19 protein-coding genes and 1 pseudogene are annotated in these 24624 nt (G+C 70.0%); 6 read left to right on the plus strand and 14 right to left on the minus strand.

The window, feature by feature from the left end:
* Positions 1 to 33 precede the first annotated feature (33 nt).
* A complete protein-coding gene (locus ISP_RS28700; protein ID WP_230468957.1) occupies positions 34 to 651 on the plus strand; it encodes an acyl-CoA-like ligand-binding transcription factor in 618 nt (205 codons plus the stop codon).
* Between the two features lie 526 nt (positions 652 to 1177).
* The gene (locus ISP_RS28705) at positions 1178 to 1852 is read left to right on the plus strand and encodes an SDR family NAD(P)-dependent oxidoreductase (protein ID WP_013227434.1); all 675 of its coding nucleotides are present in this window, start codon (positions 1178 to 1180) and stop codon (positions 1850 to 1852) included.
* Between the two features lie 304 nt (positions 1853 to 2156).
* On the opposite strand, the gene ISP_RS28710 is transcribed toward ISP_RS28705, so the two are convergent.
* From ISP_RS28710 to ISP_RS28750, 9 genes and pseudogenes are all read right to left on the minus strand, one after another.
* On the minus strand, positions 2157 to 3464 hold the full coding sequence (locus ISP_RS28710) for a protein kinase domain-containing protein (RefSeq protein ID WP_013227435.1): 1308 nt from the start codon (positions 3462 to 3464) through the stop codon (positions 2157 to 2159).
* A 68-nt stretch (positions 3465 to 3532) separates the two neighbouring features.
* Complete coding sequence (locus ISP_RS28715; protein WP_013227436.1) at positions 3533 to 4402, minus strand: sigma-70 family RNA polymerase sigma factor; 870 nt, start codon at positions 4400 to 4402, stop codon at positions 3533 to 3535.
* Positions 4403 to 4860: 458 nt separating this feature from the next.
* A complete protein-coding gene (locus ISP_RS28720; RefSeq protein WP_162472558.1) occupies positions 4861 to 5181 on the minus strand; it encodes a class I SAM-dependent methyltransferase in 321 nt (106 codons plus the stop codon).
* An 88-nt stretch (positions 5182 to 5269) separates the two neighbouring features.
* Positions 5270 to 5455: pseudogene (locus ISP_RS28725) on the minus strand (class I SAM-dependent methyltransferase); the annotation flags it as partial.
* Positions 5443 to 5640: a hypothetical protein gene (locus ISP_RS28730; RefSeq protein ID WP_013227438.1), complete on the minus strand. Its 198-nt coding sequence runs from the start codon at positions 5638 to 5640 to the stop codon at positions 5443 to 5445. The pseudogene ISP_RS28725 and the gene ISP_RS28730, both read right to left, overlap by 13 nt.
* A gap of 9 nt (positions 5641 to 5649) precedes the next feature.
* Complete coding sequence (locus ISP_RS28735) at positions 5650 to 6837, minus strand: cytochrome P450 (protein WP_013227439.1); 1188 nt, start codon at positions 6835 to 6837, stop codon at positions 5650 to 5652.
* Positions 6838 to 6964: 127 nt separating this feature from the next.
* Positions 6965 to 7678 (minus strand): heparin lyase I family protein, encoded by a 714-nt coding sequence (locus ISP_RS28740; RefSeq protein WP_230468412.1) that lies wholly within the window; start codon positions 7676 to 7678, stop codon positions 6965 to 6967.
* Between the two features lie 113 nt (positions 7679 to 7791).
* Positions 7792 to 8976, minus strand: coding sequence for a cytochrome P450 (locus ISP_RS28745; RefSeq protein WP_034285235.1), 1185 nt, complete (start codon positions 8974 to 8976; stop codon positions 7792 to 7794).
* A 303-nt stretch (positions 8977 to 9279) separates the two neighbouring features.
* The gene (locus tag ISP_RS28750) at positions 9280 to 10824 is read right to left on the minus strand and encodes an FAD-dependent monooxygenase (protein WP_013227443.1); all 1545 of its coding nucleotides are present in this window, start codon (positions 10822 to 10824) and stop codon (positions 9280 to 9282) included.
* A gap of 44 nt (positions 10825 to 10868) precedes the next feature.
* Here ISP_RS28750 and ISP_RS28755 point away from each other — a divergent pair, with 44 nt between their 5' ends.
* Entirely contained in the window at positions 10869 to 11345 is a 477-nt protein-coding gene (locus ISP_RS28755) for a MarR family winged helix-turn-helix transcriptional regulator (protein ID WP_013227444.1), read from the plus strand.
* Between the two features lie 449 nt (positions 11346 to 11794).
* Here the strand turns inward: ISP_RS28755 and ISP_RS28760 are convergent, their stop codons facing one another.
* The 3 genes from ISP_RS28760 to ISP_RS28770 form a co-directional block, all read right to left on the minus strand.
* Positions 11795 to 12289 (minus strand): DUF5662 family protein, encoded by a 495-nt coding sequence (locus ISP_RS28760; protein WP_230468413.1) that lies wholly within the window; start codon positions 12287 to 12289, stop codon positions 11795 to 11797.
* 1779 nt (positions 12290 to 14068) lie between these two features.
* Complete coding sequence (locus ISP_RS28765) at positions 14069 to 15340, minus strand: epoxide hydrolase family protein (RefSeq protein ID WP_013227446.1); 1272 nt, start codon at positions 15338 to 15340, stop codon at positions 14069 to 14071.
* A 12-nt stretch (positions 15341 to 15352) separates the two neighbouring features.
* Positions 15353 to 16555: an epoxide hydrolase family protein gene (locus tag ISP_RS28770; protein ID WP_013227447.1), complete on the minus strand. Its 1203-nt coding sequence runs from the start codon at positions 16553 to 16555 to the stop codon at positions 15353 to 15355.
* 385 nt (positions 16556 to 16940) lie between these two features.
* On the opposite strand from ISP_RS28770, the gene ISP_RS28775 reads away from it, so the two are divergent.
* The 3 genes from ISP_RS28775 to ISP_RS28785 all read left to right on the plus strand — a co-directional run bounded on the left by ISP_RS28775 (position 16941) and on the right by ISP_RS28785 (position 18920).
* Entirely contained in the window at positions 16941 to 17399 is a 459-nt protein-coding gene (locus ISP_RS28775) for a hypothetical protein (RefSeq protein ID WP_013227448.1), read from the plus strand.
* Positions 17400 to 17418: 19 nt separating this feature from the next.
* Entirely contained in the window at positions 17419 to 18090 is a 672-nt protein-coding gene (locus ISP_RS28780; protein ID WP_014467311.1) for an orotate phosphoribosyltransferase, read from the plus strand.
* Positions 18091 to 18233: 143 nt separating this feature from the next.
* Entirely contained in the window at positions 18234 to 18920 is a 687-nt protein-coding gene (locus ISP_RS28785) for an alpha/beta fold hydrolase (protein ID WP_013227450.1), read from the plus strand.
* Between the two features lie 154 nt (positions 18921 to 19074).
* Here the strand turns inward: ISP_RS28785 and ISP_RS28790 are convergent, their stop codons facing one another.
* Entirely contained in the window at positions 19075 to 21804 is a 2730-nt protein-coding gene (locus ISP_RS28790) for an ATP-binding protein (protein ID WP_013227451.1), read from the minus strand.
* A 9-nt stretch (positions 21805 to 21813) separates the two neighbouring features.
* Entirely contained in the window at positions 21814 to 24609 is a 2796-nt protein-coding gene (locus tag ISP_RS28795; protein WP_230468414.1) for a helix-turn-helix transcriptional regulator, read from the minus strand.
* Between the last annotated feature and the right edge of the window lie 15 nt (positions 24610 to 24624).

Below are 24624 nucleotides of genomic sequence, written 5' to 3' on the forward strand. Positions count from 1 at the left end.
CCTACGCAAGGTAGCATCGGAGTCGTGGTGGAGATGAGCGTGGCCTCGACGGCCGGCATCGCGGAGCGCAAGCGTCAGCTGGTACGCAACGAGCTGGCCGAGGCTGCGGTGGCGTTGCTGGCAGATCAGGGGTTCGAGGAGACGACGGTCGACCAGATCGTGGCCGCCGTGGGGATGTCACGGCGCACGTTCTCCCGCTACTTCGAGTCCAAGGAAGACGTGGTCGTGCACCTGCTCGCGGGAGCCGGTGCGCAGATGTGCGCCGAACTGCGCGCCCGCCCCGGGGATGAGCCACCCGCACTCGCGCTGCGTCACGCAGTGTCCGTGTTCACCTCCATCTGCCGCGTCGATCGGGAGCGGACGCTGCGGGTGAGCAGGCTGATCCTGGACACGCCGGCCCTGCTGGCCCGGTTCTTGGAGCGGCAGTCGCAGTGGCAGGCCGAGATGGCCGGAATCCTCGCCCGGCGCACCGGGCTGGTTCCCGACACCGACCTGCGCCCCGCTCTCGCCGCCGGCGTCGCCCTCACCGCATTCCAGACCGGGCTGCGCCACTGGGTGGACAACGACGGCACAACAGCCATCGACGAGCTGGTCGACCAGGCTTTCGTGATGATCACCCCGGCTCTCGACCTCAGTACCGACCAGAGCTGAACCTGCCTGCGGCCCTGCAGCCGTCGATCCCGCCTCTCCTCGTCGACTCGCCGTGCCCCGAAAGGCCGCAGTGCCGGCATCCGTTTCGGATCGCGGGTCGTCGCGATCACCCCTGCTCGGCGTCCGCTCGGATCCACCACGACCAGGTGTCGCCTCGCGTTCGATTCGTCGCATTGAGCGCAAATTGACACAGTGAGCCATCTACGTCATAGTGGGCCACAGGCCTCGGCGTAAGTGGACGGCCGCCGGATCCCGGACCTGGCCGGAAGGACCTTTGTCGTCATCGGGGCCAACAGCGGTCTGCGCAGCCTGCTCGCCCACCCCGGGTTCACGGCCACGAACCTGACCTCCACCGGCCCGACCGGTCTGCTCAAAGTGACCGGCGTACTCGCCGGAAACCTGCTCTTCCAAAACGTCGACCGGGGCGTGCTCCCCCAACTTCGCCCTCACCTCGGCCTGACCAGGGCTGCCGACCTCAGCCCTCCCCGGTTTCACCATCTGACGCTTTCCCGGAAAGGACATTTTCATGCCTACCATCGCCATTGTCGGAGCCGGCTCCGGCCTGGGCCTGTCGATCGCCAAGGTGTTCGGCCGCAACGGTTTCTCCGTCGCACTCGTCGCGCGGACCCAAGAGAAACTGGACGGGCTCGCCGCGGAACTGCGTGAAGCGGGAACCGAGGCGGCCGGGTTCACCGCCGACGTCACCGACCGGCCGTCCCTGGTCGCCGCGTTCACGCGCATCAAGGAACGATTCGGCCAAGTCGACGTCCTGGAGTACTCGCCCGCGCCGAAGACGTCCACCGGGGCCATGATCGCTCCGCTGGACGCGACGGTGGAAAACCTCCAGCCGGAGCTGGAGTACTACCTGTACGGCGGTCTCACCGCGGCCCAGCAGGTGCTCCCCGAGATGATCGAACGCGACGCCGGAACCCTCCTGTTCACCACCGGCGGGTCCTCTCTGGACGTGTTCGCCGGGCCGCCGGAGTTCGGCAACATTGCCGTCGCCACGTCCGCCCTGCGGGCCTACGCGCTCAAGCTCAACCAGGTGCTCACCGGCACGGGCGTGTACGTGGCGCACGTGCCGATCTTCGCCTGGATCGGCTCCGGTGGCCCGGAAACCCAGGCCGACACCATCGCCGAGCTCTACTGGGACGTCTACACCAAGCGCGAGGGCGCCGAGCACCCCTACGACATCCGGTAACAGAACTCAGTGCCGGAGTCGACGCCGACGGAGAACACAGGCTGTCGGCCGTGGCTCCCAAACAGCTGTCCGACGAGCCGGCGCCGTGATTCCAGGTGGGGGCAGGTCGTGACGTGATACGGGAACCAGACCTGGGTCGGGTGGCGCAGGGCCCGCCGCCTGACTACCACGTCCGTCGCACCGTCAAGGACCACGGCAATAGTCAGAATCCAGCCGGCTACGGTCCCTCGCCGCGGCGATATCGGAGGGAGTTCGACCTGGCCGCCGCCGAGCCGTCCGGCAGTACTCGCTCCGTACGCCTGGTTCAGCGCGGCCGGCAGCTGAGAGGCTCGACGGTGAGCCCGGTTCCCCCGTCGAGGGTGACCATCCCGAAGCTGGTCGAACCATCGACGTTCAGCGTCGCGTTCCAAGAGGCGTTCACGACCGTCACCGAGCCCCCCGAACGCTCGATCTCCCCATCCCAGACGTCGTCGACTTCGTGACCGGCAGCAGGCGTCCACATCACGGCCCAGCTGTCGATCTTCGCAGGTCCGATATTCCGGACCGTGACGAGTGTCTTGTGTCCACCTGGCCAGGACTGCGTCACCTGTGCCGTCGCGGCACAGCCCGCCGGGCCGGGCGTGCCTGGCATCATCGGCGGGGCGACGGCTCCGGATATCACCGGCATCGTCCCTTCCCGTGCGTATGCCGTCGCCAACCCCGTCACGGCACCTCCTGCGATCACTCCGGCTGTTGCGGCCAGCAGAATTTTCCGGCGGACTCGTCTCGGTCGCCGCGTGACCGGTGACGGCTCGATCGCCTTTGCGGGCCCCGCGGACACCTTGGCGAGCAACTCGGCCGCTTTGCCCATCGCCGGCCGTTCCACGGGGTCTCGGCGGAGCAGGAGCAGCAGGACATCCGCGAGCGGGCCGGTTCGGACCGGCGTTGTGATCTCCTCGTCGATGATCCGGTTGAGCAATGTTTCCGTGTCGTCGTCGACGGTGCCGACCGGCGGGTGCCCCTCGAGCGCCGTGTACAGCGTCGCACCGAGCGAGTAGACATCCGACCGGGTGGTCACATCGGCTCCCCCGGCGACCTCCGGTGCCAGGTAGGCCGGTGTCCCGGGAACGAAGGGCCGATCGGTGATGGTCGGCTCGCTCAGTACCCTGGCGATGCCGAAATCGGCGATCTTGGCCGTACCACCCCGGGTCAGCAGGACGTTGCCCGGACTGACGTCGCGATGCACGATCCCGTCCGCGTGGGCGACGGCCAGCGCCGCCGCGATCTCGGTTCCGATCTTGGCGATCATGCCCTGCGGCAGCTGCCGGCGCTCGGCCAGCACATCGGCGAGTGAGCTCGGCAGGAACTCCATCACCAGGCAGAACCCGCCCTGATGTTCGACGACGTCGTACACGGTGACCGCGTGCGGATGCGACAGCTTCGCGGCCACCCGCGCTTCGCGCATCGCACGCAGCATCGCTTTGCCGCCGGTTCGATGGGAAACCAGCTGTTTCACCGCGACGTCACGATCGAGCTGTTCGTCTCGCGCGCGCCACACCTCACCGAGTCCGTACAGCGCGGCCTTCATCTGAAGCCGGTAGCGTCCGGCGACCAGGTCTCCGTCGTCCGCCATGAATCCTCCGGCACTCGTCACCATGGCCAGCGCAGCCACACCACACACGGCTGGCGTGCCCGCGCGGTTCACCCACGCTGTGCGGCAAAGAACGACAGTTTTTCCGGGTTCGCGACGATCAGCAGACTGGCGATCCGGCCGTTGTCGATCTCCATCGCCACCACGGCCAGCAACACCTCTTCGGCTCTCGCAACTATCGCAGTGCTCGCGTTGATCTCGGCTACGCCGAATTTGACGGGCGACGCGATCTTCCGGAATCCGCCGATGAGATCGCGGACGACCTGTCCTCTGCCGACGACCGGGTCGCGCGAGATGGTGGCACCGCTGGCGCCGTCCGCACACACCGTCACCTCCTCGGCCAAGATCTCCTCGAGACCGCGCGAGTCTCCGCGACAGGTGGCGGCAAGGAACTGCTCAGCGAGCCAGACTCGCTGGTCACGGCACGGCTGGACAACAGGTCTCCGGCCGGTGAGCTGCCGCGCCGCGCGATGGTACAACTGACGGCAATTCCCCGAGGAAAGCTCCATGACCTCCGCGATCTCGCGGTACCGGTATCCGAAGGCTTCGCGCAGTACGACCACCGCGCGCTCCCGCGGCGTTCGACGCTCGAGCAAGGCCAGCAGGGCCAGAGACGCCGAGATCCGCTGTTCGGCTGTGTCCAGCCGGCCCAGAGCATCGGTCGGAACAGGCTCCGGCAGCCAAGGGCCGCGATGACGGTCACGGATGGAGCGCGCGGCACCGAGCCGGGAGACGCAAAGGCCCGCGACGATCTTCATCTGCCAGACATCCGGGTGCGCGATCTCCGCACGATCTGCCTGCTTCCACCGCAAGAACGCTTCCTGAACGATTTCCTCTGCCTCACCCGCGGCTCCCAGCAGCCTGTAGGCCAGTCCGAAAAGCTGCTGTCGTTGCGTCTCGAACTCCACGATTACGGCCACACTGCGATTATGTCGTGCCGGCGGCACGTACCGGAAGCCGCCGATCGACACTCGTGATCGTTTCGCAGTCCCGGTCAGTACGAGGGCAGCACCGCCGTTTGTTCGTCCAATCGAGAATGCGACGTGCCGCGACGCGTAGTTCGCCGATCCCCTCCACGGTGACCGCACCCACGACCGGGGCCATTGTCCTCGTTCGTCACCGCATCGGCGGCACGCCCCAAGCCGCGTTCCCGGGTCAGCACCGCGGGCGGCGAGCCTTCGGCGACGATCCGGCCGTCCTGGAGCAAGAGGCAGTGGTGGGTGCCCGCGCGGAGCAGGTAGGCCCGTGCAGCTTGGGCCTCGTCGGCGGCGACGTACTGCCGCCAGACGTCCGCGAGGTCGTCAGGAATCCCGGCAGCACAACATCCTTCGCGAAGGTGACGCAACCCCAACCACACCAACAGTTACGGGACCCGCCGTCAGCCGGTGGCCACGGTGGCGGCGCAGAGCAGCGTGGCGTTGGCGGAGGTCGGGTCCACGACGTCGGGAAGCGGCCGGCCGTACCGGATGCCGAGTTCGGGCATCCTGGCGATACCGGCCCGCCACCCGTGGCCGGCCGGCCATTCCACCGGATTGTCGAGGGTCGACTTGAACGCCGCGCCCAACCCCTTGATCGTGTCCGCGGTCTCGCGCATGACCGCCCGGTCGATCGCCGAGCGATCCATGTGGTCGAACGCGAACCGGCTGCCGGGCGCCGACAACCGGCCGATGGTCACCAGCAGCCGATCGGTCTCCGGCATGGTCAGGTACGGCAACAGGCCTTCGGCCCAGCCACGCCGTCGGTTGCGCCGCGTCGAATCCCACGGCGGTCAGCGGGCCCGCCCAGGCGTCGCGCAGATCGAACCCGACCACGATCCGTTCGGCGGCCGCCGTGGCACCCTGCTCGGCCAGCACCGCCTCCTTGAACTCGAACACCTCCGGCAGGTCCACTTCGAACACCCGCGCCGCCGCCGGCCGGCCCAGCCGGAATGCCCGGGTATCCAAACCCGCCCCCAGCAGCACTATCTGCCGCACACCCGCCGCACCGCCGCGCGCACCTGGTCGTCGTAGAACCGAGTGCGGATCGCCAGGAACTCGTGCGACCCAGCCGGCCCTGAGCCGATGTCCGGCAGGCCGGCCGCGCTGACGAACGCCGCGGCGGCCCGCAGGCTCGCCACCCACACCGCGGTCCTGCCCACGCCATGCAGCCGCTCGCTCATCGCCGCCCCTCACCAGGTGACCGGCAAGGCCCGCACTGATCGCGTCGACAAGCCCGGCTTCCAATCCAGCTCGTCGAGGTCGACCGCGGGCCACACCGCCGGGAACCGGGACAGCAACCCGCCGATCGCGACGTGGAGCTCGAGCTTCGCCAGCTGGGCGCCGAGGCAATAGTGCGGTCCGTGCCCGAGACCGACGTGGGGTGCCGGGCCGGTTCTGCTGATGTCAAAGCGGTGCGGCTCGGGAAACGCCGCGGGATCCCGGTTGGCCACCGCGATCACCGGGATCACCGCCTCACCGGCGCGGACGAGCGTGTCACCCACCATGACGTCCCGCACGGCGACCCGGGGCAAGGTCGAGGTGGTCAGCTTCGAATGCCGCAACAGCTCCTCCACCGCACCGGGAAGGAGCTCGGGCCGCTCGCGCAGCAGCTTCAGCTGATCGGGGTGGCCGAACAAGGTGACGAGCGAGTTGCCGATCTGGCTGACCGTGGTCTCGTGCCCCGCGATCAGCAACAGCTGCACGTTGGACACCAGCTCCGACGGCGACAGGTGCCCGGCCTCGTCGTTGACCGCGATCAACGCCGAGATCAGCGCAGCGTCCGGGTTCTCCCGCCGTTGCGCGATCAACTCGCCGAGGTAACCGTCAACCTGCCCGATCGCCGCGGCGATCTCCTCGCCCGTATGCGCGGTCTCGGCGATCAGCACGCCCGCCCACTCCCGGATCCGGGCGCGGTCGGCGTCCGGGACACCGAGCAACTCGCAGATCACCAAGATCGGCAGCGGCTCGGCCAAAAGCCGCACCAGGTCCGCCGGCCTGGGCTGTACGGCCAGCTCATCGAGCAACCCGTCCACCATCTCCCCGACCCGCGGCCCGAGCCGCTCCACCGTGCGCGGGCTGAACGCCTTCGCAACCAGCGCCCGGACCCTGGTGTGCCGCGGCGGATCCATGCTCACCAGCAGTTCGGGATTGGCCCCCGCCGGATTGGTCACCGGGCCACCCGGCCGGGTCGCGGCCTCCCGGCCGAACCCCGGATCCGACAGCACCTGGCGCACCACCTGATACCCCAGCGCAAGCCACACATCCTGCCCGCCGTCCAGCCGCGCACGAGCCAGCGGAGCCTTCTCCAGCAGACGCAGTCCCTCCAGGTCGACGTCGGCACCGGCACGGGTGTCGAACGGATAATCCACCGACACCATGAGCCCTCCTCGACTGCCGTTCGGCCCAAACCTCAACGTATCGGCCGAAACGACCGGGATCGATAACGATTCACCCCTCACCGCACGCGGGCCGTAGCCCTTCCAGGCCCCCCGGGTGAGCTGTCGGTCAGGGTGCTACGTCGGCGTAGCTGGAGCCGACCTTGAGCGCGCCGACGTAGTTGGTCACCGAACTGCCGCTCGCGCCGTACACACCCCACTTGGGTTCGTTGCTGCTGTCCCAGGTCCGGCACGCCCACCGCTGAGTGCCGTCGGTGAAAGCCTGTTGCTGACCATCGAACCAGAACTCGACCCAGCCGCCGGTGGTGGCGCTGGACAGGTGCAGGCCGAGCACATAGCTGTGCCAGGAGTTCGCCGTGATCGCCCGGGACCAGATGATGTGCTCCACACCGCCTGGCTGGCGCTGCAGGATGGACATCTTCCCGCCGATCATCTTCAACACCACCGGGAAGTTCTGGATGTGGTTGCCGTAGGACTTCCACTGGAAGTTGGCGTTGTTGTCCACCGTGCTGGACAGCTTGCTCTGCCAGCCGAAATAATAGGTCGAGCCGTTCTGGAACTGGTACCGTTTGCCGCCGACGGCGATGCCGTGGTTCTCACACCGCTTGCTGCCACTGGGTTTGCTGTACCGCCAGACCTTGCCATGAGTGGCGTCGTCGACCGCGGTGACGCTGCCCGGCGAATCACAGTTCAAGCTGCCGAACACACCCAGCCCGCTCCCCGCGTCACCGTTCCAGATCGTCGCGGCCTGAGCGGACGCCGGAAACAGCATCACCAGCACAACAGCCAACAGCCCAACGAGAAAGCGACGCACCAGGCCCACCCGTCATCATTCCCTTCACGGTTTCATGACGGCGGACGACACGATTATGACAGCCACCCGGCACGCCTGACAACCAGCGAGATCCCCGGCGACCGCATGCCCAGCGTGACCGGTCACCACCCGATCGGCAGCACGCGCGCACCCCGGACCGGCATCTCGACCTTCCACACGACCTTCCCCGCGACGCGCAGACCGGGCAGCTTGCCGATCAGCGCACGCAGGCCCTCCTGCAACTCGACCCGGGCCAGCTGCGCACCCAGGCAGTGGTGCACGCCGTGCCCGAAGCCCAGATGCGGGTTGTCTCGCCGGTCGAAACGCAGCACGTCGGGATCCGCGAACCGCCGAGGATCCCGGTTGGCCGAAGCGAAATCGACCACAACGGGCTCCCCCGCACGCACCAGCACCCCACCCACCTCGACGTCCTGCGTGGCGTAGCGGGGGAAACCAGGCCCGTAGCTCAACGGCACGAGCCGCATCAGCTCCTCGACAGCCACGGGCACCAGCTCGAGGTCGGCGCGCAACTCGGCCAACCGTTCGGGATGCGCCAGCAGGACGTGGACGAAGTTGGGGATCTGCGACGCGGTGGTCTCGTGCCCGGCGACCAGCAGCCCGTTGCACATGTCGATCAGCTCCAGCTCGGAAAGCCGGTCGTGCTCGTCACGAGCCTCGATCAACGCGGTCATCAGATCCTCGGCGGGCACCGCCCGCCGCGCGGCGATGAGCCCGCTCATGTACTCCCGGAACCCGGCCCGGTTGGTCTCGAACTGCCGGGCGGTAGTGGAGTTCGTGGACAGAAAGGCGTCACTCCACGACCGGAACTGCGGCCGGTCGGCCGGCGGCACGCCGATCAGCTCGCAGATCACCGCGACCGGCAGTGACAACGCGAAATGCTCCACCAGGTCCACCGGCATGCCGCGGGCCACCATCGCGTCCACGAGCTGCTCGGCCTGCAACCGGATCCGCACTCGCAACTGCTCCACCCGGCGGTGGGTGAACGCCTTGGCCACCAGTTTGCGCAGCCGGGTGTGCTCCGGCGGATCCCGCACGATGATCCCGCTGTCCAGCTTGCCCGGCGTCATCCTCGGCACATCGGCCGCCACGGCCATGGCCCGGCTGAACCGCCTGTCCCCCAGCACCATCCGCACATCGTCGTAGCGGAGAGCAAGCCACGCCGGTTCACCGTAAGGCAGCTGAATCCGAACCATACCCGGCGCTTCACGCGCCTTCGCGTAAGCCGGATCGAGCTCAAGTCCCACTGCCGAGCCGAACGGATAGGTGACGGGCTCAAGGGGCGTCATACCGCTCACCCCTCGTGTGTACACAGACAATCGCGACGAGAACACCGCTGACCGGCGGAGGCCCCCGCTGCAGCCCACCGGCCATGGCCTGGCCCACCAGCTGGACACGCAGCACCGACACATCCACGGCAAAGTCCCCCGGCCGCGATCCGATCGCCAGGTCCAGCACGATCTGGCCCGGATTGTGTGTCGCGAGGGGTTTGCGCCATGGCGCCAACGCTTCCGGCAACGTCTTGACCAACCCTCCGGGTCCGGTGCGGCTCGGGGTCGGGTGCCCCGGGCCTCGTGTCGGTCCGGTGCTGCTCAGGTACGGCCGAGCACGGCGGTGCCGGCCGCGCCCAGCCATCGGCCGAGGGTGGTGGTCAAGGTGTCGTGGGCCACGGGTGCGCCGGCGGGGTTGACCCATGCGACATAGCCGTCAGGCCTGACGAACACCGCGTTGCAGGCGGGGACCTCGCCGAAGACGGGCAGATCCCAACTGCTCGAGAAGGGTTCGAGTCGGGCCTCGACGTAGTCCACGCGGTCCGCCCACGGGGCTGGGATGCCGGTCAACCCGTCGGCGCCGAGGTTGATCAGTACCGGACGTGCCTGGCGCAGCAGGCCGAATACCCCGGTCCTGCCTTGACCGGTGGACAGAGCCAGATCGGGCATGCGACGGCCGAGCAGGGGGTGCGTGTCGCCGAGCGGGTAGCGCAGATTCAGTCCGCTGAGAATCCCGCTGAGCCGCAGGCAAGTCTCGGGCACCGCGAGCATGTCCGCCACGACACCGCGCAGCGCGTCCGTCTGAGCTCCCGGTTTGATCAACGCCGTCTGCGCCTTGGTCAGTTGCAGCACGGTGGCCGCGATCGGGTGACGCTCCTGGTGATAGGTGTCGAGCAGTGAGTCGGGTGCCGCGCCGTTCAGCACGGCGGCCAGCTTCCAGCCCAGGTTCACCGCGTCCTGGATCCCGAGGTTCAAGCCCTGCCCGCCGATCGGCGAATGGATGTGCCCGGCATCGCCGGCCAGGAAGACCCGGCCCTGACGGTAGTCGGTGATCTGGCGGAATCCGTCGGAGAATCGGGACATCCACCGTGCCTCGCCCAGGCCGTAATCGGTGCCCAGGCCGTCGCGCATGACCTCGCGCAGTTCGTCCAGGGTGACCGGCGCGGTGCGATCGGCCGGCGGGGTGGTCCGCATCAGGCTCAGGCGGAACCACCCCGGCTCGGCCCGCGATATCTGGTAGGTGCCGATCCGCTCGTTGCGGCCGAAGACTCCGTTGCCGTCGGGCGGGGAATCCAGCCGCACATCGCCGACCACCCAGAATGACTCGGGCTCGTCCCCCGGGAACGGAACTTCGCAGATCCGCCGCACCGTGCTGTGGCCGCCGTCGCAGCCGACGAGATAGCCGGCACGGATCCCGGCCGGGCCCGAGGGCCCCTCGACAAACACCTCCACCCCGTCGTCGTCCTGGTTCAGGTCCACCACGGCGGTGGACCACAGGAACCGGACACCGAGTTCGACAGCCCGGGCCGCCAGGATCCGCTCGGTCTCGTGCTGCGGCAGGATCAGCGCGGACGGCCAGCCGGGATCGAGAGCGTGGGGGGCCATCGGGATTCCGGAGAACAGCACTCCCGGCAGGACCTTGCCGCGATTGAGGAACTCCTCGCCCAGACCGCGCTGGGTGAACACCTCCATGCTGCGGGCGTTGATGCCGGGTGCGCGTGACTCGCCGACGGTGCCGGCCGCGCGCCGCTCCACCACGACGACGTCGACGCCTCCGAGCCGCAACTCGGCGGCCAGCATGAGGCCGGTCGGACCGGCGCCGGAAATGACGACTTGGGCTTCCGCTACCGCGGAGTTAGAGTTCATAGGCTCCTATGTAACACTTCATAGGATCCTATGTAAAGGATGATATGGACGCGATCACCGCACCCAGTCTGGCCCAGTTGATCAACCGCGCGTCCCGCGCACTCGCACGCGTCGGAGACATCGCACTCAAACCTCTCGGCCTGCGCTACGCCCAGGTGCCCGTGCTCGCGCTGCTGCGAGAGGGTGCGGAGCCGACCCAGAAGGACCTGGCCGAAGCCACCGGCATCGAGCAGCCCTCCATGGCCCAGTTGCTCAGCCGGATGGACCGCGACGGGCTCATCCACCGTGCACCCCACCCCCGCGATGCGCGCAGCCAGACGATCACCCTGGCGCCCGGAACCGACGCGCGGGTGGCCAACGCGCACGACCGGCTCGCCGCCCTCGACAAGCGGGCCGTCGCGGGATTCACCCCCGCCGAGGTCGCAACCCTGAAGGACCTGCTGACTCGGCTCGGCAACAATCTCGACCGGGCGAAAGGCGCGATCACCGACGAAGCGGTCGCTCCGCGTTCCGGTGACTGATCATTTCCCGCGCCGAACAGATCCACCAGCCCGCCGCTTTCGTGCAAGCCCACCTACCGGGTAGGAGCAGGAGGGTCGTCACCAGCTGGACCACCTTGTCGAGCAGCCGGGCAAGGCTGCCGCGCAGGCCAGCCGCCTGCGGTCAGTACCGAGGGAGTGCGGACGGTGACTTCGAGGTTGTCACCGACACCGGGCCCAGCGACGCGGTCCGGGAACTGGCGGACGAACTCCGGCAGGTGAGCGGCGACTTCGCCAGGGCGACAGCGACCGTGTCCGGGGAGTTGCTCATCGGGCTACGGTGCCTGCCCGAAGCGCTCGGTCGCCGTTCGTTCAGCCGGTTCGACGGGCCGGCCACACGCTCACGATCGACGTCACAGTCAGCAAGGAACGCTTCGTCGGACGCCTCGTCGATGATGTGGCTACTGTCGATCTCGGTGGCCACGCCCGTGTCAGGGCGCTGCGTTTCGGTCCGGCTCCGCGGCCAGCCACCCGAAGTGGCGAGCGGTGTTCGCCAGGATGTCCATCAGCTGTGGTGCGATGCCGAACCGTTCGCGGTTGATCGTCAGGCTGTCCGCGAGGTCACCACGCAAAGTGGTGCGTTCGGTGGCCGCCTTCCAGTCCGCCAGCATCTCGAGCAGGTCGACCAGGGTCATGCCGTTGATCCCGTCGGCAAAGTGCTCCGGGTGATGACGGTTGTGCGCGTAATGGTGTCGCAGCCCCTCCCCCATCGCCTCGACCACGGCCCGGTACTCCGCGCTGCCGTAGGTCGCCGCCCGCAGTCGCGGCACGACCTCGTCGTAGACGGCCCGCTCCGGCTCGCGGGTCTTGCTCAGGTCGTGCCGGACCGACCGGTCAAGCAGCTCCTTGATCAGCTCGCCCATCAGCTCGGCGACTCGCAGGCTATGCCGAAGAGTGTCTGGCGTGGAGTCGTACGACATGGTCATGTACCCCCTGATGTGGGCCTCTCAGGCCATCAGCCAGGACGCGCGTGATGCCATTCCCGACGCGCCGGATCAAGTGTGATCCGCAATGCCCACGTCGGTAATCCCACCACGGCCCAGCACGTCTCCAGTGTGCCCGCCACGCCCAGCCGGGACCGCTACCCGCGGCAGAAGCGCACGTTCGTTGTAGCTGCGGTTCGACCGGGGGTTGCCATGCGTTCTGCCGGAGGGGCATCGTGGTCGATCGGCATCGACCAGTGGGATCAACAGTTGGAGTGGGGCACTATGGATCCGCGCTGCGGAGCGGATCGAGGTGCCTGCGGACGAGCTCGTGACCGGCCCGGCGGACGTGGTCCCGTTGCCCGAGCGGTCCCTGGCCTCGGGCGGCGTGTTGGCCGCAGGATGGCTGTGGTGGTGGCGGACATTGCCGGCCCGGCCTTCGCTCACCGCGCCCTCCGAACCGCCGGGCATGACTGAGCTGAGCAGATTCAGCCCACCGGACTTCGAGGGTCTTGTCGGCTATCCGTGCTGCGGCAGGTGGTGAGCACACGGTGGGCCGAGGCGAATGCATGGCATTCGGCCCGCAAGCGGGCCGGGATCGAGACCTTCCGAGCAGCGGTACGCGGGCGGGAAGGCGCGGTCGTGCGGGCAGTGGAAGCCGAGATCGGCGGCAGGGTGTCCCGCCCCGGGTTTGATGGAGACATCGAACACCCGGAGGATTCGTAGTCATGGCGGCACCACGGAAGTACCGGAGGAGTTGCGGGAGCAGGCGACGCGGCTGGCGGTTGAGGCCAGGCCCGCGACAGCCGGGCGGCGTCCAGGGTGAACGTGCTGATGGCGGCTGCTTTGTCCGGGTGTTCGGTCACCAGCGCCGCGGCCCGGGCTTCCGCGGCACGCACGTCGCGAAGCAAGTCTATGGCCTGCTTGCGAAGGTACTCCAGGCTGGGCTGGTCGGGCCTGCGGTCCGCCGCTCAGGCCCGAAAGGGAAGTGGCCGATCCAATCATGGATGTGCGATCAGGGGGGCGCAGCCCTTCCCGCGGACCCGGAGGCGTCCAGCACGCCTGTTCCTCGGTCGTACCCGTGGCGCCGCTCGCCCGCCGACGGCCACGCCCTTTCGGTCGCCGCGTGCGGGAAGTCACCAGCAGACGGCCAATTCTTCCCGGCGGATCCACTGTTCTCACCGGAAGTGCGACCATGTGATCAGCCGGGCCCATTCCCCTTTCCGGGCCGGCGGACATCGGCCGAACGGTCACTCTTTGTCGGCTTCTTGAGGTGCTGCTCGGCGACGCCGTACACCGGCTCACGGCAAGTGCCCGCCGCCTCCTTGTCGGTGCGGTGGCACACGTAGTCCGCGCTGTTGTCAGCTACCAGCCCGTTGGACACATCGAGGCGTTTCAGAGCTCGTCGGCGGAGGTGCAGGTTGATGTCGATGGGCCCCTCCAGATCGAGGCGGTCGCGGTCGGGATGGAAGTTGCGAAGCGTGAGACTCCATAAACCGATCGCGCCGGGGTGGCCGCGAAGTTCTCCGGGGCGGAGTGGTGGATGCGGCCGGCGAGTTCGATGAGGAAGTCGGTGATGTCGGGGCGGGTGTCAGTCGGCCACCTGCGACGGTGGCCGGCTGCGGTCTTCCAGCACGGGGTGGCGATCATCGCGGTCAGCGTGGCGATGTCCGGGTATCGGGGCGCGAGGGTGGCTTACCGGGCTGACCCCCGTGCCGGTCCGGCGCGGCCGCGACACGATCAAGGACTGACGCGCACGCGGCCGCGCCGGGCTGGTTCTCCTCAGCGCAGAGAGCGGAAGGCGGCGCGGAGCTCGGCGCTGAACAGCCCGGGCTCCTCCCAAGCGGCGAAGTGCCCGCCCCGGTCCGGCGGGTGGTAATAGGAGAGCGTCGGGTACGAGGACTGCGCCCAGCTGCGCGGAGCCTGGAAGATCTCGCCCGGGAAGGCGCTGAACGCGACCGGCACGGTCACCGGCGGCGGGATCCGGCCTCCGCCTCCGGCGTGCATGCCTTCCCAATACCCGCGGGCGGCCGAGACACCGGTGCCGGTGAGCCAGTACAACGTGATGTTGTCGAGGATGTGCTCCCGGGTGAGGTTGCCCGACGACGCCTCGCCCAGGAAGACGCGGGCGATCTTGCGATAGCTGTCGGTGTCGTGGTCGAGCATCCACGCCGCCAGGGCGACGGGAGAATCCAGCAGCGCGTAGCCGATCGTTTCGGGCCGGGTGGACTGCTCGACCAGGTAGCCGCCACCGGTGGCGCCGAACACTTCGAGCGCGGCGTCCGCGGCCTTCTCCTCCTCGGTGTTCTTTGGCAGGCCAGCGGTGCTGCGCAACGCTGTGACCAGCAAGTTCAGGTGGATGCCGAGGAGCCCGGCGGGTGCCAGCCGCCCCAGAGCGTCGGTGACGGCGGCACCGACGTCGCCGCCCTGGGCGACGTAACGGGGGTAGCCGAGGCGGCGCATCAGCTCGGCCCAGGCGCGCGCGGTCCGGCTCGTGTCCCAGCCGAGCCCGGTCGGCTGGCCGGAGAAGCCGTAGCCGGGAATCGACGGCAGCACGAGGTCGAACGCGTCGGCAGCGGTGCCGCCGTACGCGGTCGGATTCGTGAGCGGCCCGACGGTCTCGAGCAGCTCCACGACGGAGCCTGGCCAGCCGTGGGTCATGATGAGCGGCAACGCACCGGTGTGCCGTGAGCGCACATGGACGAAGTGGATGTCGACGCCGTCGATCTCGGTCATGAACTGCGGGAGCGCGTTGATCTTCGCCTCGAAGCGCCGCCAGTCGTATCGGGTGGTCCAGAAGTGGGCGAGTGCTTGCGCGGCCGCCAGTTGCACGCCCTGCGTGCGGTCGGCGACGAGTTCTCGTGACGGCCAGCGCGTCGCGGCGACCCGGTCGCGCAGATCGGCCAACTGCCGGCGCGGGACCGCGACCCGGAACGGATGGATCCCGGTTCCCGACGCGTACGCCGGGGGGTCGCCGAGCGCACTCGTCACCGCGACGGTGAGGCCGGCGGCGATTCCGCCCTGCAGCAGTTGCCGTCTTGTGGGTTCGAACATGGATTTCCCCTCCTAGCGCAGTGCTCGGAACGCGGCTCGAACCTCGGCTGCGAACAGCTCCGGCTCTTCCCAGGCGGCGAAGTGACCGCCCCGTGCGGCGACCCCGAAATAGCTGAGCGTGGGGTACGACGCTTCGGCCCAGCTGCGCGGAGTCCGCCAGATCTCGCCGGGGAACGTGCTGAAGCCGACCGGAACCCGCGGCGCCGGAAGTGGTGGGCGGCCCGCGGTGGGAGCATCGGCTCCGTATGCCTCCCAATAGCTTCGGGCGGTGGATGCGCCGGTGCCGGTCAGCCAGTAGGCGGTGACGTTGTCGAGGACGTGGTCGCGGGTGAGGTTGCCGGACGGCTTGCCGTCGACGAACGCGCCGGCGATCTTGTAGTAGGCGTCGGTGTCGTGGTCGATCATCCAGGCGGCGAGCGCGGACGGTGAGTCAAGCAGCGCGTACCCGATGGTCTGCGGCCGGGTGGCCATCTCCACGAAGTAGCCGTTGCCGGTGGTCTGGAATTCCTTGATCGCGGCGAGCGCTGCGCGTTCCTCCTCGGTGCCGTTCGGCAGCGACGAAGGGTCGTTGAGCGCGGGCACGAGCAGGTTGGTGTGGATGCCGGCCAGCCCCTGCGGGCCCAGTCGTCCGATCGCATCGGTGATGCCGGCCCCGACGTCGCCGCCCTGGGCGACGTAGCGGTCGTAGCCGAGCCGGCGCATCAGCTCGGCCCACGCTCGAGCGGTGCGTACGAGGTCCCAGCCGACCTCGGCCGGCTCCGCCGAGAAGCCGTACCCGGGCAGGGACGGCAGCACGAGGTGGAACGCATCCGTTGCGGCGCCGCCGTGCGCGGTCGGGTCGGTCAGCGGGCCGACGGAGTCGAGCATCTCGATGACCGACCCCGGCCAGCCATGGGTCATGATCAGCGGCAGCGCGTCCCGGTGCTGGGACTTGACGTGCACGAAGTGGATCTTCACGCCGTCGATCTCGGTCGTGAACTGTGGCAGCGCGTTGAGCCGGGATTCGACTCGCCGCAGGTCGTACTCGTCCTCCCAGTAACGGTGCAGAGCTCGCATCGTGGCCAGCTGCACCCCTTGCGAGCGGTCGCCGACCAGTTCCCGGGTCGGCCAGCGCGTCGCTTCCAGGCGACGGCGCAGCTGGTCGAGCGCCTCCCGGCGGAAGCGTACGGCGAACGGTCGGATCGCATGGTCGGCTTGCTGCTCGAGCGCGGTCATGTCGCACCCTGCCTTTCACGAGGGAATCCGGTACGCCCGTCAGCGTGGCGATGTCCACACGCGGATCGCGCCCGTGAGACCCCCTGGTCGATACATCACCAGGGACCGGCCAGGGTGTTCACAGGCTCGAACGAGCGGGCGGCGACGTCAAGCCGGCACTCATGCCGTCGAGGAACAGGGCGAATCCGGCGCAGCCTGCTGACGCTACGGCGTCACGGCAGGTCGGACTTCGTCAACGAGCTCGAGCCGCCGGCCCCGCGCGGCACTCAAGAGCAGGCCCGGGGAGCACGCCAGGGAGCACCCAGGGACTTCCCCTGGGGCGAACAGGTGTCCTTCGGAGCGACGGTGAAGGGGCACTACAGAAACCCCCTCGAAGGAGGACACCGTGTCCACCATCCACTTCACCGTCACCACCACCGCGACCCCCGAGCAGTTCCTCGCCGCGCTGACCGACTTCGGCCCGGGCCGGGCGGAGCTCTTCGGCAACAGCGCCGACGAGTACCTGCAGGTCCACCACCGCGGCGACACCTACGCCGACGTCACCGAGGGCTCGGGCGGGGTCTGGGAACGCCTCCACTACGACTGGTCCGATCCCCGTCGGGTCGAGATGAAGACCACCGACTCGAACCTCTGGGGCGGCGCCTCCGGCCACACCTACACCATCACGCAGCGCCCCGACGGCACCACCGAGATCGACGCCGTCGTCGTCCGCGACGGCAAGAATTTCAAGGGGTACGTGCTCGGCGCACTGCTCGCGGTCGCCGGCAGGCGCGTCCTGGGCGGTGCGCTGAGCAAGACCGTGAAGGCCGTCGAAGCCCGCAGTCACCCGAAGCACGTGCACTGACCTATGTGGGAGACGTCCGATGCGCACCCACGACCTCGCCACCCGGCTCGCCACTGTGCCGGGCCTGGTCCGCCCCGGGATCTCGTCCTGGGACATGACCACCCGGCTGCCCCTGCACCCGCTGTCGGTGGAGAACGCCTACGCGGATCCCCGGCTGCTCCACTCCCTCGCCAAACCGGGCGCGAGGTTCGCCCACCGGCTGGGCGCGGATGTCATCGTCGGCGCCGAGACCGGCGGCATCCCGCTGGCCAGTGCGGTCTCACTGGCCGGTGGACTGCCGTTCGCGTTCGTGCGCAAGCCCGGTTACGTGGGACATGAAGACCACGAACCGCGCGTCCGCGGCGCGGCGGTGAAAGGCCGGAGGGTGCTGCTCGTCGACGACGCCGTGTCGCAGGGCACCGCGATCGAGGCTTTCGCCACCGAGTTGCGCGGCGAGGGGGCGATCGTCGCCGGTGTCTTCGTCCTGGTCGACATGCGGGACGTCGCCGCCTCGGTGACGCCCACGGCCGCGGCGCTCCCGATCGCGTCGATCACCACCTACCTACAGCTGCTCGAGACGGCGACCGAACACGGCGTGCTCGACCCCGTCGTGCACCAGCTTGCCGTCGACGCCCTGGTCAACCACTGGAGCGACGACGACCCGCGCTGGTCTCTCGTCCGCACCGCGACCCAACACGCCTTGACCGCTTGAACCCCAAGGAGATGCCTGAAATGTCCATTTCACGTCGCGCGCTCGTCGCCGCCGCCAGCCTGGCCTTGGCGCTCGGTGGCGTCCCTGCCGCCACCGCGTCGAATACCACCGCGAACGGCGATGACAAAGCAAGACCGACTGTCGTGCTGGTGCACGGCGCTTTCGCCGACTCGTCCAGCTGGAACGGCGTGGTCGCCAAGCTCCAGCACGACGGCTACCCGGTGACTTCCGCAGCCAACCCGTTGCGGGACTTGAACACCGACGCCGCCTATGTCAGCGCAGTGCTGAAGTCCGTCCCCGGGCCGATCGTGCTGGTCGGCCACTCCTACGGCGGCTCGGTCATCACCAACGCCGTGCAGGGCAACCCGAACGTCAAGGCGCTGGTCTACGTCGCCGCCTTTGCTCCCGACCAGGGCGAATCCGCCAACGACATCCAGGCGAAGTTCCCCGGCAGCACCCTGGGCGCGGCGCTGGAACAGATTCCCCTCGCCGACGGCACCGTGGACCTGAGCGTGCGCCAGGACCTGTTCCCCCGGCAGTTCGCGGCCGACGCACCGCTGCGTGACGCGCAGCTCGCCGCCGTCGCCCAGCGCCCGGTCAACGCGGTGGTGTTCGGTGAACCGTCCGGTGCACCGGCCTGGCGCTCGATCCGGTCGTACTTCCTGATCCCGACCGCGGACGTCAACATCCCGCCCGCGGCGCAGGAATTCATGGCCGGGCGCGCGCACGGGACCGTGGTGATCGCCCGGGGCGCCTCCCACGCGGTGCTCCTGTCCCAGCCCGTCATCACCACCCGACTGATCGAACAGGCGGCGAAGGAAATGCGCTGATTCGGTTACTGGGCCCGGAAAATCCGGGCCCAGCCCGTTCGGCGGTGCAGCCGGCCTGCTGACGGAGCGCTTGATCACCGACGCCGCGCCACAGCATCAACGCGGTCTCCCCCAACGCGCGAGCTCGAGACGGTACAACCGAGGCAGCGCGCGGCTAGAGGGCATCTCGGAGTTCTCGCCGGGTCCGGATGCCCAGCTTCGAATACACGTGACGCAGGTGCCATTCGATCGTCCGTGGGCTGAGGAACAGCCGGGCACCGATCTGGGGATTGGAAAGGCCGTCGCGGGCGAGTTCGGCGATCTGGCGTTCCTGCGCGGTCAGGTCGTCGGGCCGGTCGGACTCACTCCGGCGGTTCCGGCCGGTCGCCGCGAGCTCGCCGGTGGCGCGCCGCGCGAACGCCTCCATGCCCATTCCCACGAACATCTCGTGCGCGAGGTCCAGCTCGACGCGCGCTTCGAGGCGGCGGCCGTCGCGTCTCAGCCATTCGCCGTACAGCAGCCGGGTCCGGGCCAGCTCGGCCCGGACCCGCGTCCGGCGCAGGTGCTCGATCGCTGTGCGGAACCAGCTCTCGGCGTCGTCGCCCACGGTGAGCAGCGCTCGGGAGCGCGCCTCGATGCCGCGTGCCCAGTCGGTTCCGGTCGCCGCCGCCTTGCCGGCCAGCCGGTTCAGCGCATTCGTGGCCAGTCCGGCCTCCCCGCAGCGCACCGCGGCCTCGACCAGCTCGCTCAGCCCCCAGTTCTCGGCCACCACCTCTTGGTGTTCGACGGTGGCCACGGCGGCGGCCAGCGCGTCTTCGTACCGGGCGAGACCGTTGCACAGCACCGCCCGCGCGTATGCGCTGATCGCCAGTCCGATGCCTTCTCCACGGGCGCCCGCTTCGCGGTCCGTCCGCTCGACGAGATCCGTGGTTTCCTGGTGCCGGCCCCGCCACGCCGCGAGGATCAATGCTCCGTAGGGCGCGGCGCGGATCCCGGTCGCCTGCTCGACCGACGCCGTTTCCGAGACGGTCGCCGCGGCGCCACCGAGGTCGCCGCAGAACACGAGCACCGGCGTGCGCGCGCTCAGCGCCAGCGCGAGCTCGCCGAGCGTTCCCGTCGCGCGGGCGGTCTCGACGCTGGAGCGGGACAGGGAGGACGCGTGTTCGTCGTCCCAGATCTCGAAGGCGATGACGCTGCCCTGCCACAGCCAGCGCATGCGTTCCTTCGCCGATGCTTCGTCGCTCGCCAGCCGCCCCACCGCTTTCCGGCAGAGCGGGACGGCCGCGGCGTAGTCGCCGGCGAGTGCCGTCAGCGCGTCGAGCAGCACGTCCGCCGTCGTGGGAGCGTCTCCTGACTGCTGTGCCGCCCGCGCGGCCCGGGCTACCTCGCGCAGCCTGTCCGAGCCGGCGAGCCGGGCGCCGAACAGCGCCGCGGAAAACGCGTCGATGTAGGTCTCGAGCGCGAGCCGGAGGTCCAGCCGTTCGAGGCGGCCTGCCGCCTTCAGCAAGAGCGGGATCGCGTCGGTCCCGCGGCTGGAGAGGAAGGCCAGCTGCGCACGGAGCAGGTCGGCCCGCGCCAGCTGCAGCTCGTCGAGCGGTCCGGCCTCGGCGGTGGCGAGCAGCCCGCGGGCCGCGCCGAACGCGCCGGCTTCGATGTTCGCGTGCGCCGCCGCGAGTGCGCGCTCACCTCGTCGTGCGGGGTCCGGGGTCAGGGTGACAGCGCGCTGGAGGAACGCAGCGGCGGCGGCGATCCCGCCACGGGCCTGCGCGCGCCCGGCCGACTGCTCGAGCTCGGCGGCGACGTCTTCGTCCTGCCCGGCGGCCGCCAGCGCGCGGTGCCAGGCGCGCCGGTCGGCGTCGGCGGCCGATCGGCTCACTTCGGCGAGCACTTCGTGCACCCGCTGCCGGCTGGCCTCCGGCGCGGCCCGGTACACCGCCGAGCGGACGAGTGGATGGCGGAACCGGACACGCTTGCCGATCGCGAGCAGCTCCGCGGACTCGGCGGGTTCGACGGCGGCGGCGTCGATCGCGAGGCTCCGGGCGGCCTGGAGCACCACCTGTGGGTCGCCGAGCGGTTCGGCCGCTGCCACCAGCATCAGCTGCTGCGTCGCCGCGGGCAGCTCGCGGATCCGACGGACGTAGTGGTCTTCGAGGTGTGCCGGGAGCTCGACGGCACCGGGCAGCTCGAAACCGGCCAGTTCGGCGGCGCTCATCCGCGCCGGGAGCTCGAGCAGCGCAAGCGGGTTGCCGCGGGTCTCGGCCACGATCCGGTCGGCGACGCGGTCGTCGAGCCGGCCGGTCACGGCGGACGCCAGCAGCCGGCCGGCGTCTTGTTCGGGCAGGCCGTCCAAGAACAGTTCCGGCAGTCCTCCGAAGTCCAGCCCGCGAGCCGGCTCGCGCAGGGCCACCACGATCGCCACCGACTCGGCGTGCACGCGGCGCGCGACGAGGCCGAGGACCTGGGCCGAGGCGGCATCGAGCCATTGCGCGTCCTCGACGAGGCACAGCAGCGGACGTTCTTCCGCGACCGCGGACAACAGGCTGAGCACGGCCAGCCCGACCAGGAAGCGTTCCGGCGGATGCCCGTCGGCGAGCCCGAGCGCGGTGGTCAGGGCCTCCCGCTGCGGTTCGGGGAGCGTGTCGATCCGGTCCGGGAGCGCCGTGCAGAGCTGGTGCACACCCGCGTAGGGCAGTTCCATTTCGGCCTCGAAGCCGGTGAGCTGCACCACCCGGAACCCGGCCGCCTGACGCGCGGTGTGGCGCAGGAGCGCGGTCTTGCCGATGCCCGCCTCGCCGCGGACGACCAGCGCCGCGCTCTCCCCCGCGCGAACCCTCGCCAGCAGCCCGTCGAGCGACTCGCGCTCGCCACTGCGGCCCACGAGCCCCGGCCCGCGCGTGGCCACCATGGGGAAACCCTAACCGGGCGTGGCTCCTCGCGAAAAGTCTCCGACCGGCCGCACGCGGATCTTCCGTTCTTCCGTCAGCAAGGCGACATCGAGGCCGTCGCGCGAGACGATCCCGAGCTTCCCGTAGACCCGGTTCAGGTGCCACTCGACCGTGCGGGGGCTCAGGAAGAAATCGGCGCCGATCTGGGCGTTGGTGAGCCCGTCGCGGGCCAGCCGCGCGATCTGCTCCTCCTGCGACGTCAGCTCCGCGCGGGGCTCGGCCCGGTGCAGTCGTGGCCGGGCCCCCGCGGCGGCCAGCTCGGCACGAGTGCGTTCGGCGAACGCCTCCATGCCGATCCCGGCGAACATCTCTTCGGCCGCCCGCAACCGTTCGCGTGCCGCCGGGAGCCGGTCCCGGCCACGCAACCATGCTCCGTAGAGCAGGTGTGCCCGGGCCAGCTCGGTGTGGTTGCCGCTGTGCGCGAGCTGGTCGATCGCCATGGTGTAGGACGCTTCGGCGTCATCGCCTTCGAGAAGTGCCCGGCACCGTGCCTCGATGCCGAGCGCCAAGTGCGTCCCGGCCGGGCTCGTGGTCGCGACGAGGCCGTCCAGCGCGTCCCGCGCGAGGTCGAAGTCGCCCATGCCGGCGGCCGCCTCGACCAGCTCGCACCGCGCCCACATCGACAGCCAGGGCAGGATGCCGTGGCGGACGATCTCGCCGGCGGCCGCCGCGGCCTGCGCGTAGCGCCCGAGACCGTTGTTCAGCACCGCGGCCGCCCACTGGGCCGTCATCACGGCGATGCCCTGCCCCTGCCGGGTCCCGTCCCGGACGACTGTGTCGATCAACGGGCCGGCCTCGGCTTCCCGGCCCTGGAGCGCCCGGATGCGGAGCAGGGCGAACGGCGGCACCTCGTTGCCGGTCGACCTCGAGATGCTCTCCGCCTCGGCGACGAGCCGCTCGGCACCCGGCAGATCTCCCCGCCACGCGCGTTCCAGCGCCAGCGCCTGGAGGTGAATCGGCAGCTCCGCGAGTGCGCCCGCTTCGCGCACGAGCCGGGCCTGCCGTTCGTAGACCGCGATCGCGTCGTCATGCCACATGGCGGTCCGCACTCCGCCGACCTGCCAGCCCCACCGCACGACGTCTTCGGTCGCCAGGTGCATGACTTCCTCGGCCGCACGCCGCAGGACGGGCATCGCGTCCGCGTGTCCGTCGGTGATCAGCACGGCGTAGGCGTCGAGCACGAGATCGAGGGGATGCGGGTCCGGCGGCAGCGGCGGGAGGGCCCGGATCGCCTGGGAAAGCTCGACCAGAACGCCCGCCCCGCCGAGGTGGTGCGCGGTGACGGCGGCGCTCCACGCGGTCAGGTACGCCCGGCGCGCGAGGCCGAGATCGAACGGCTCCAACCGGCGTGCGGCCTCCAGCAGCAATGTCGCCCCTTCTCTGCCGTAGCGGGACACCGCGGCCGCGTGGCCGCGCAGGAGCACGGCCCGGGCCTGCTGGAAGCCGTCCAGCACTCCGCTTTGTGCCGTGGCCAGGAGCCGCTGCATCGCCTCGAACTCCCCGGCCTGGAAGCTCGCTTCGGCGGCGGCCAGCGCCCGTCCGGCCTGCCGGGCGGGGTCGGGGGTCAGGGCCGCCGCTCGCTCGAGGAAGGCCGCGGCGGCCGCGAGCCCGCCACGGTCCCGCGCGCGTCCGGCGCAGCGGGTCAGGTCGGCCGCCACGGACTCGGCCGGTTCGGCGGCCGCGAGCGCGCGGTGCCACGCGCGGCTGTCGGCGGCCAGCTCGGGGTCGCTGGCCTCCGCCAGCGCGTCGTGGACGTGCCGGCGTTCGGCCGGGGACGCGGCCCCGTACACCGCCGAGCGCACGAGCGGGTGGCGGAAACGGACGTGGTCGTCGATCTCCAGCAGCCCGGCTTCGGTCGCGGGTGCCAGCGCACCCGGCTCGATCGACAGCCGGTCGGCCGCCCGCCACAGCAACGCGGCGTCCCCGAGGGGCTCCGCCGCGGCCACCAGGACCAGGTGCCGGGTCGGCTTGGGCAACCGGTTCACCCGTTTCAGGTACCGCGCTTCCACCCGACCGGTGAGGTGGCCCGTACCGGGCGGCGGGAACCCACCGGCCCGTTCCGACCGGCTCATCCCCCGGGAAAGCTCCAGCAGGCCCAGCGGATTCCCGCGGGTCTCGCCGACGATCCGGTCCCGGACCCGGTCGTCGAGCCGACCGGGCACCACCCGCGCGAGCAAGGCGCGCGCATCGGGCTCCTCCAGACCTTCGAGCGGCAGCTGCGGGAGGTCGTCGAGCACGTGGGTTGCCGACGGCTCGCGCAAGGCGAAGATCATCGCCGCGGCGTCCGCCCCGAGGCGGCGCGCGACGAAGCCCAGCGCCCCCAGGGACGGCGGGTCGAGCCACTGGACGTCGTCCACCAGGCACAGCACCGGACGGCTCGCGGCCGTCACGGCGAGCAGGGTGAGGACCGCGACGGCGACCAGGAACCGGTCGGGTGCGTCACCCGCGGCGAGCCCGGAGGCGACCCGCAGCGCGTTCCGCTGCGGCGCCGGGATCTCGCCGAGCGCGCCGAGCAACGGCGCGACCAGGCGCTGGATCCCCGAATCCGGGAGCTCCATCTCCGCTTGGACGCCCGCGACGTCGACCACCCGCAGGCCCGCGGCCTGCCGGGCGGCGTACCGCAGCAGCGAGGTCTTCCCGATGCCCGCTTCCCCGCGGATCACCAGGACCGCGCTCCGGCCGTCACGAGCCTGAGCGAGCATCTCGTCGAGACGCCGGCACTCGCTCGTCCGGCCGAGAAACCCCACTCCGGGGGTAGGAGGCATCCTTTCACTCTAGGA

This window comes from Amycolatopsis mediterranei, from assembly GCF_026017845.1.
GTDB classification, from domain to species: Bacteria; Actinomycetota; Actinomycetes; order Mycobacteriales; family Pseudonocardiaceae; genus Amycolatopsis; species Amycolatopsis mediterranei.

Excerpts from the sequence above, each read along its gene's own strand:
- ISP_RS28755 (WP_013227444.1), top strand. The coding sequence starts at position 10,869 with ATGGACGCGATCACCGCACCCAGTCTGGCCCAGTTGATCAACCGCGCG.
- ISP_RS28730 (WP_013227438.1), bottom strand. The coding sequence starts at position 5,640 with ATGAGCGAGCGGCTGCATGGCGTGGGCAGGACCGCGGTGTGGGTGGCG.
- ISP_RS28790 (WP_013227451.1), bottom strand. The coding sequence starts at position 21,804 with ATGGTGGCCACGCGCGGGCCGGGGCTCGTGGGCCGCAGTGGCGAGCGC.
- ISP_RS28700 (WP_230468957.1), top strand. The coding sequence starts at position 34 with ATGAGCGTGGCCTCGACGGCCGGCATCGCGGAGCGCAAGCGTCAGCTG.
- ISP_RS28710 (WP_013227435.1), bottom strand. The coding sequence starts at position 3,464 with ATGGCGGACGACGGAGACCTGGTCGCCGGACGCTACCGGCTTCAGATG.
- ISP_RS28705 (WP_013227434.1), top strand. The coding sequence starts at position 1,178 with ATGCCTACCATCGCCATTGTCGGAGCCGGCTCCGGCCTGGGCCTGTCG.
- ISP_RS28760 (WP_230468413.1), bottom strand. The coding sequence starts at position 12,289 with ATGACCATGTCGTACGACTCCACGCCAGACACTCTTCGGCATAGCCTG.
- ISP_RS28720 (WP_162472558.1), bottom strand. The coding sequence starts at position 5,181 with ATGCCGGAGACCGATCGGCTGCTGGTGACCATCGGCCGGTTGTCGGCG.
- ISP_RS28795 (WP_230468414.1), bottom strand. The coding sequence starts at position 24,609 with ATGCCTCCTACCCCCGGAGTGGGGTTTCTCGGCCGGACGAGCGAGTGC.
- ISP_RS28745 (WP_034285235.1), bottom strand. The coding sequence starts at position 8,976 with ATGACGCCCCTTGAGCCCGTCACCTATCCGTTCGGCTCGGCAGTGGGA.
- ISP_RS28770 (WP_013227447.1), bottom strand. The coding sequence starts at position 16,555 with ATGACCGCGCTCGAGCAGCAAGCCGACCATGCGATCCGACCGTTCGCC.
- ISP_RS28765 (WP_013227446.1), bottom strand. The coding sequence starts at position 15,340 with ATGTTCGAACCCACAAGACGGCAACTGCTGCAGGGCGGAATCGCCGCC.
- ISP_RS28735 (WP_013227439.1), bottom strand. The coding sequence starts at position 6,837 with ATGGTGTCGGTGGATTATCCGTTCGACACCCGTGCCGGTGCCGACGTC.
- ISP_RS28780 (WP_014467311.1), top strand. The coding sequence starts at position 17,419 with ATGCGCACCCACGACCTCGCCACCCGGCTCGCCACTGTGCCGGGCCTG.
- ISP_RS28750 (WP_013227443.1), bottom strand. The coding sequence starts at position 10,824 with ATGAACTCTAACTCCGCGGTAGCGGAAGCCCAAGTCGTCATTTCCGGC.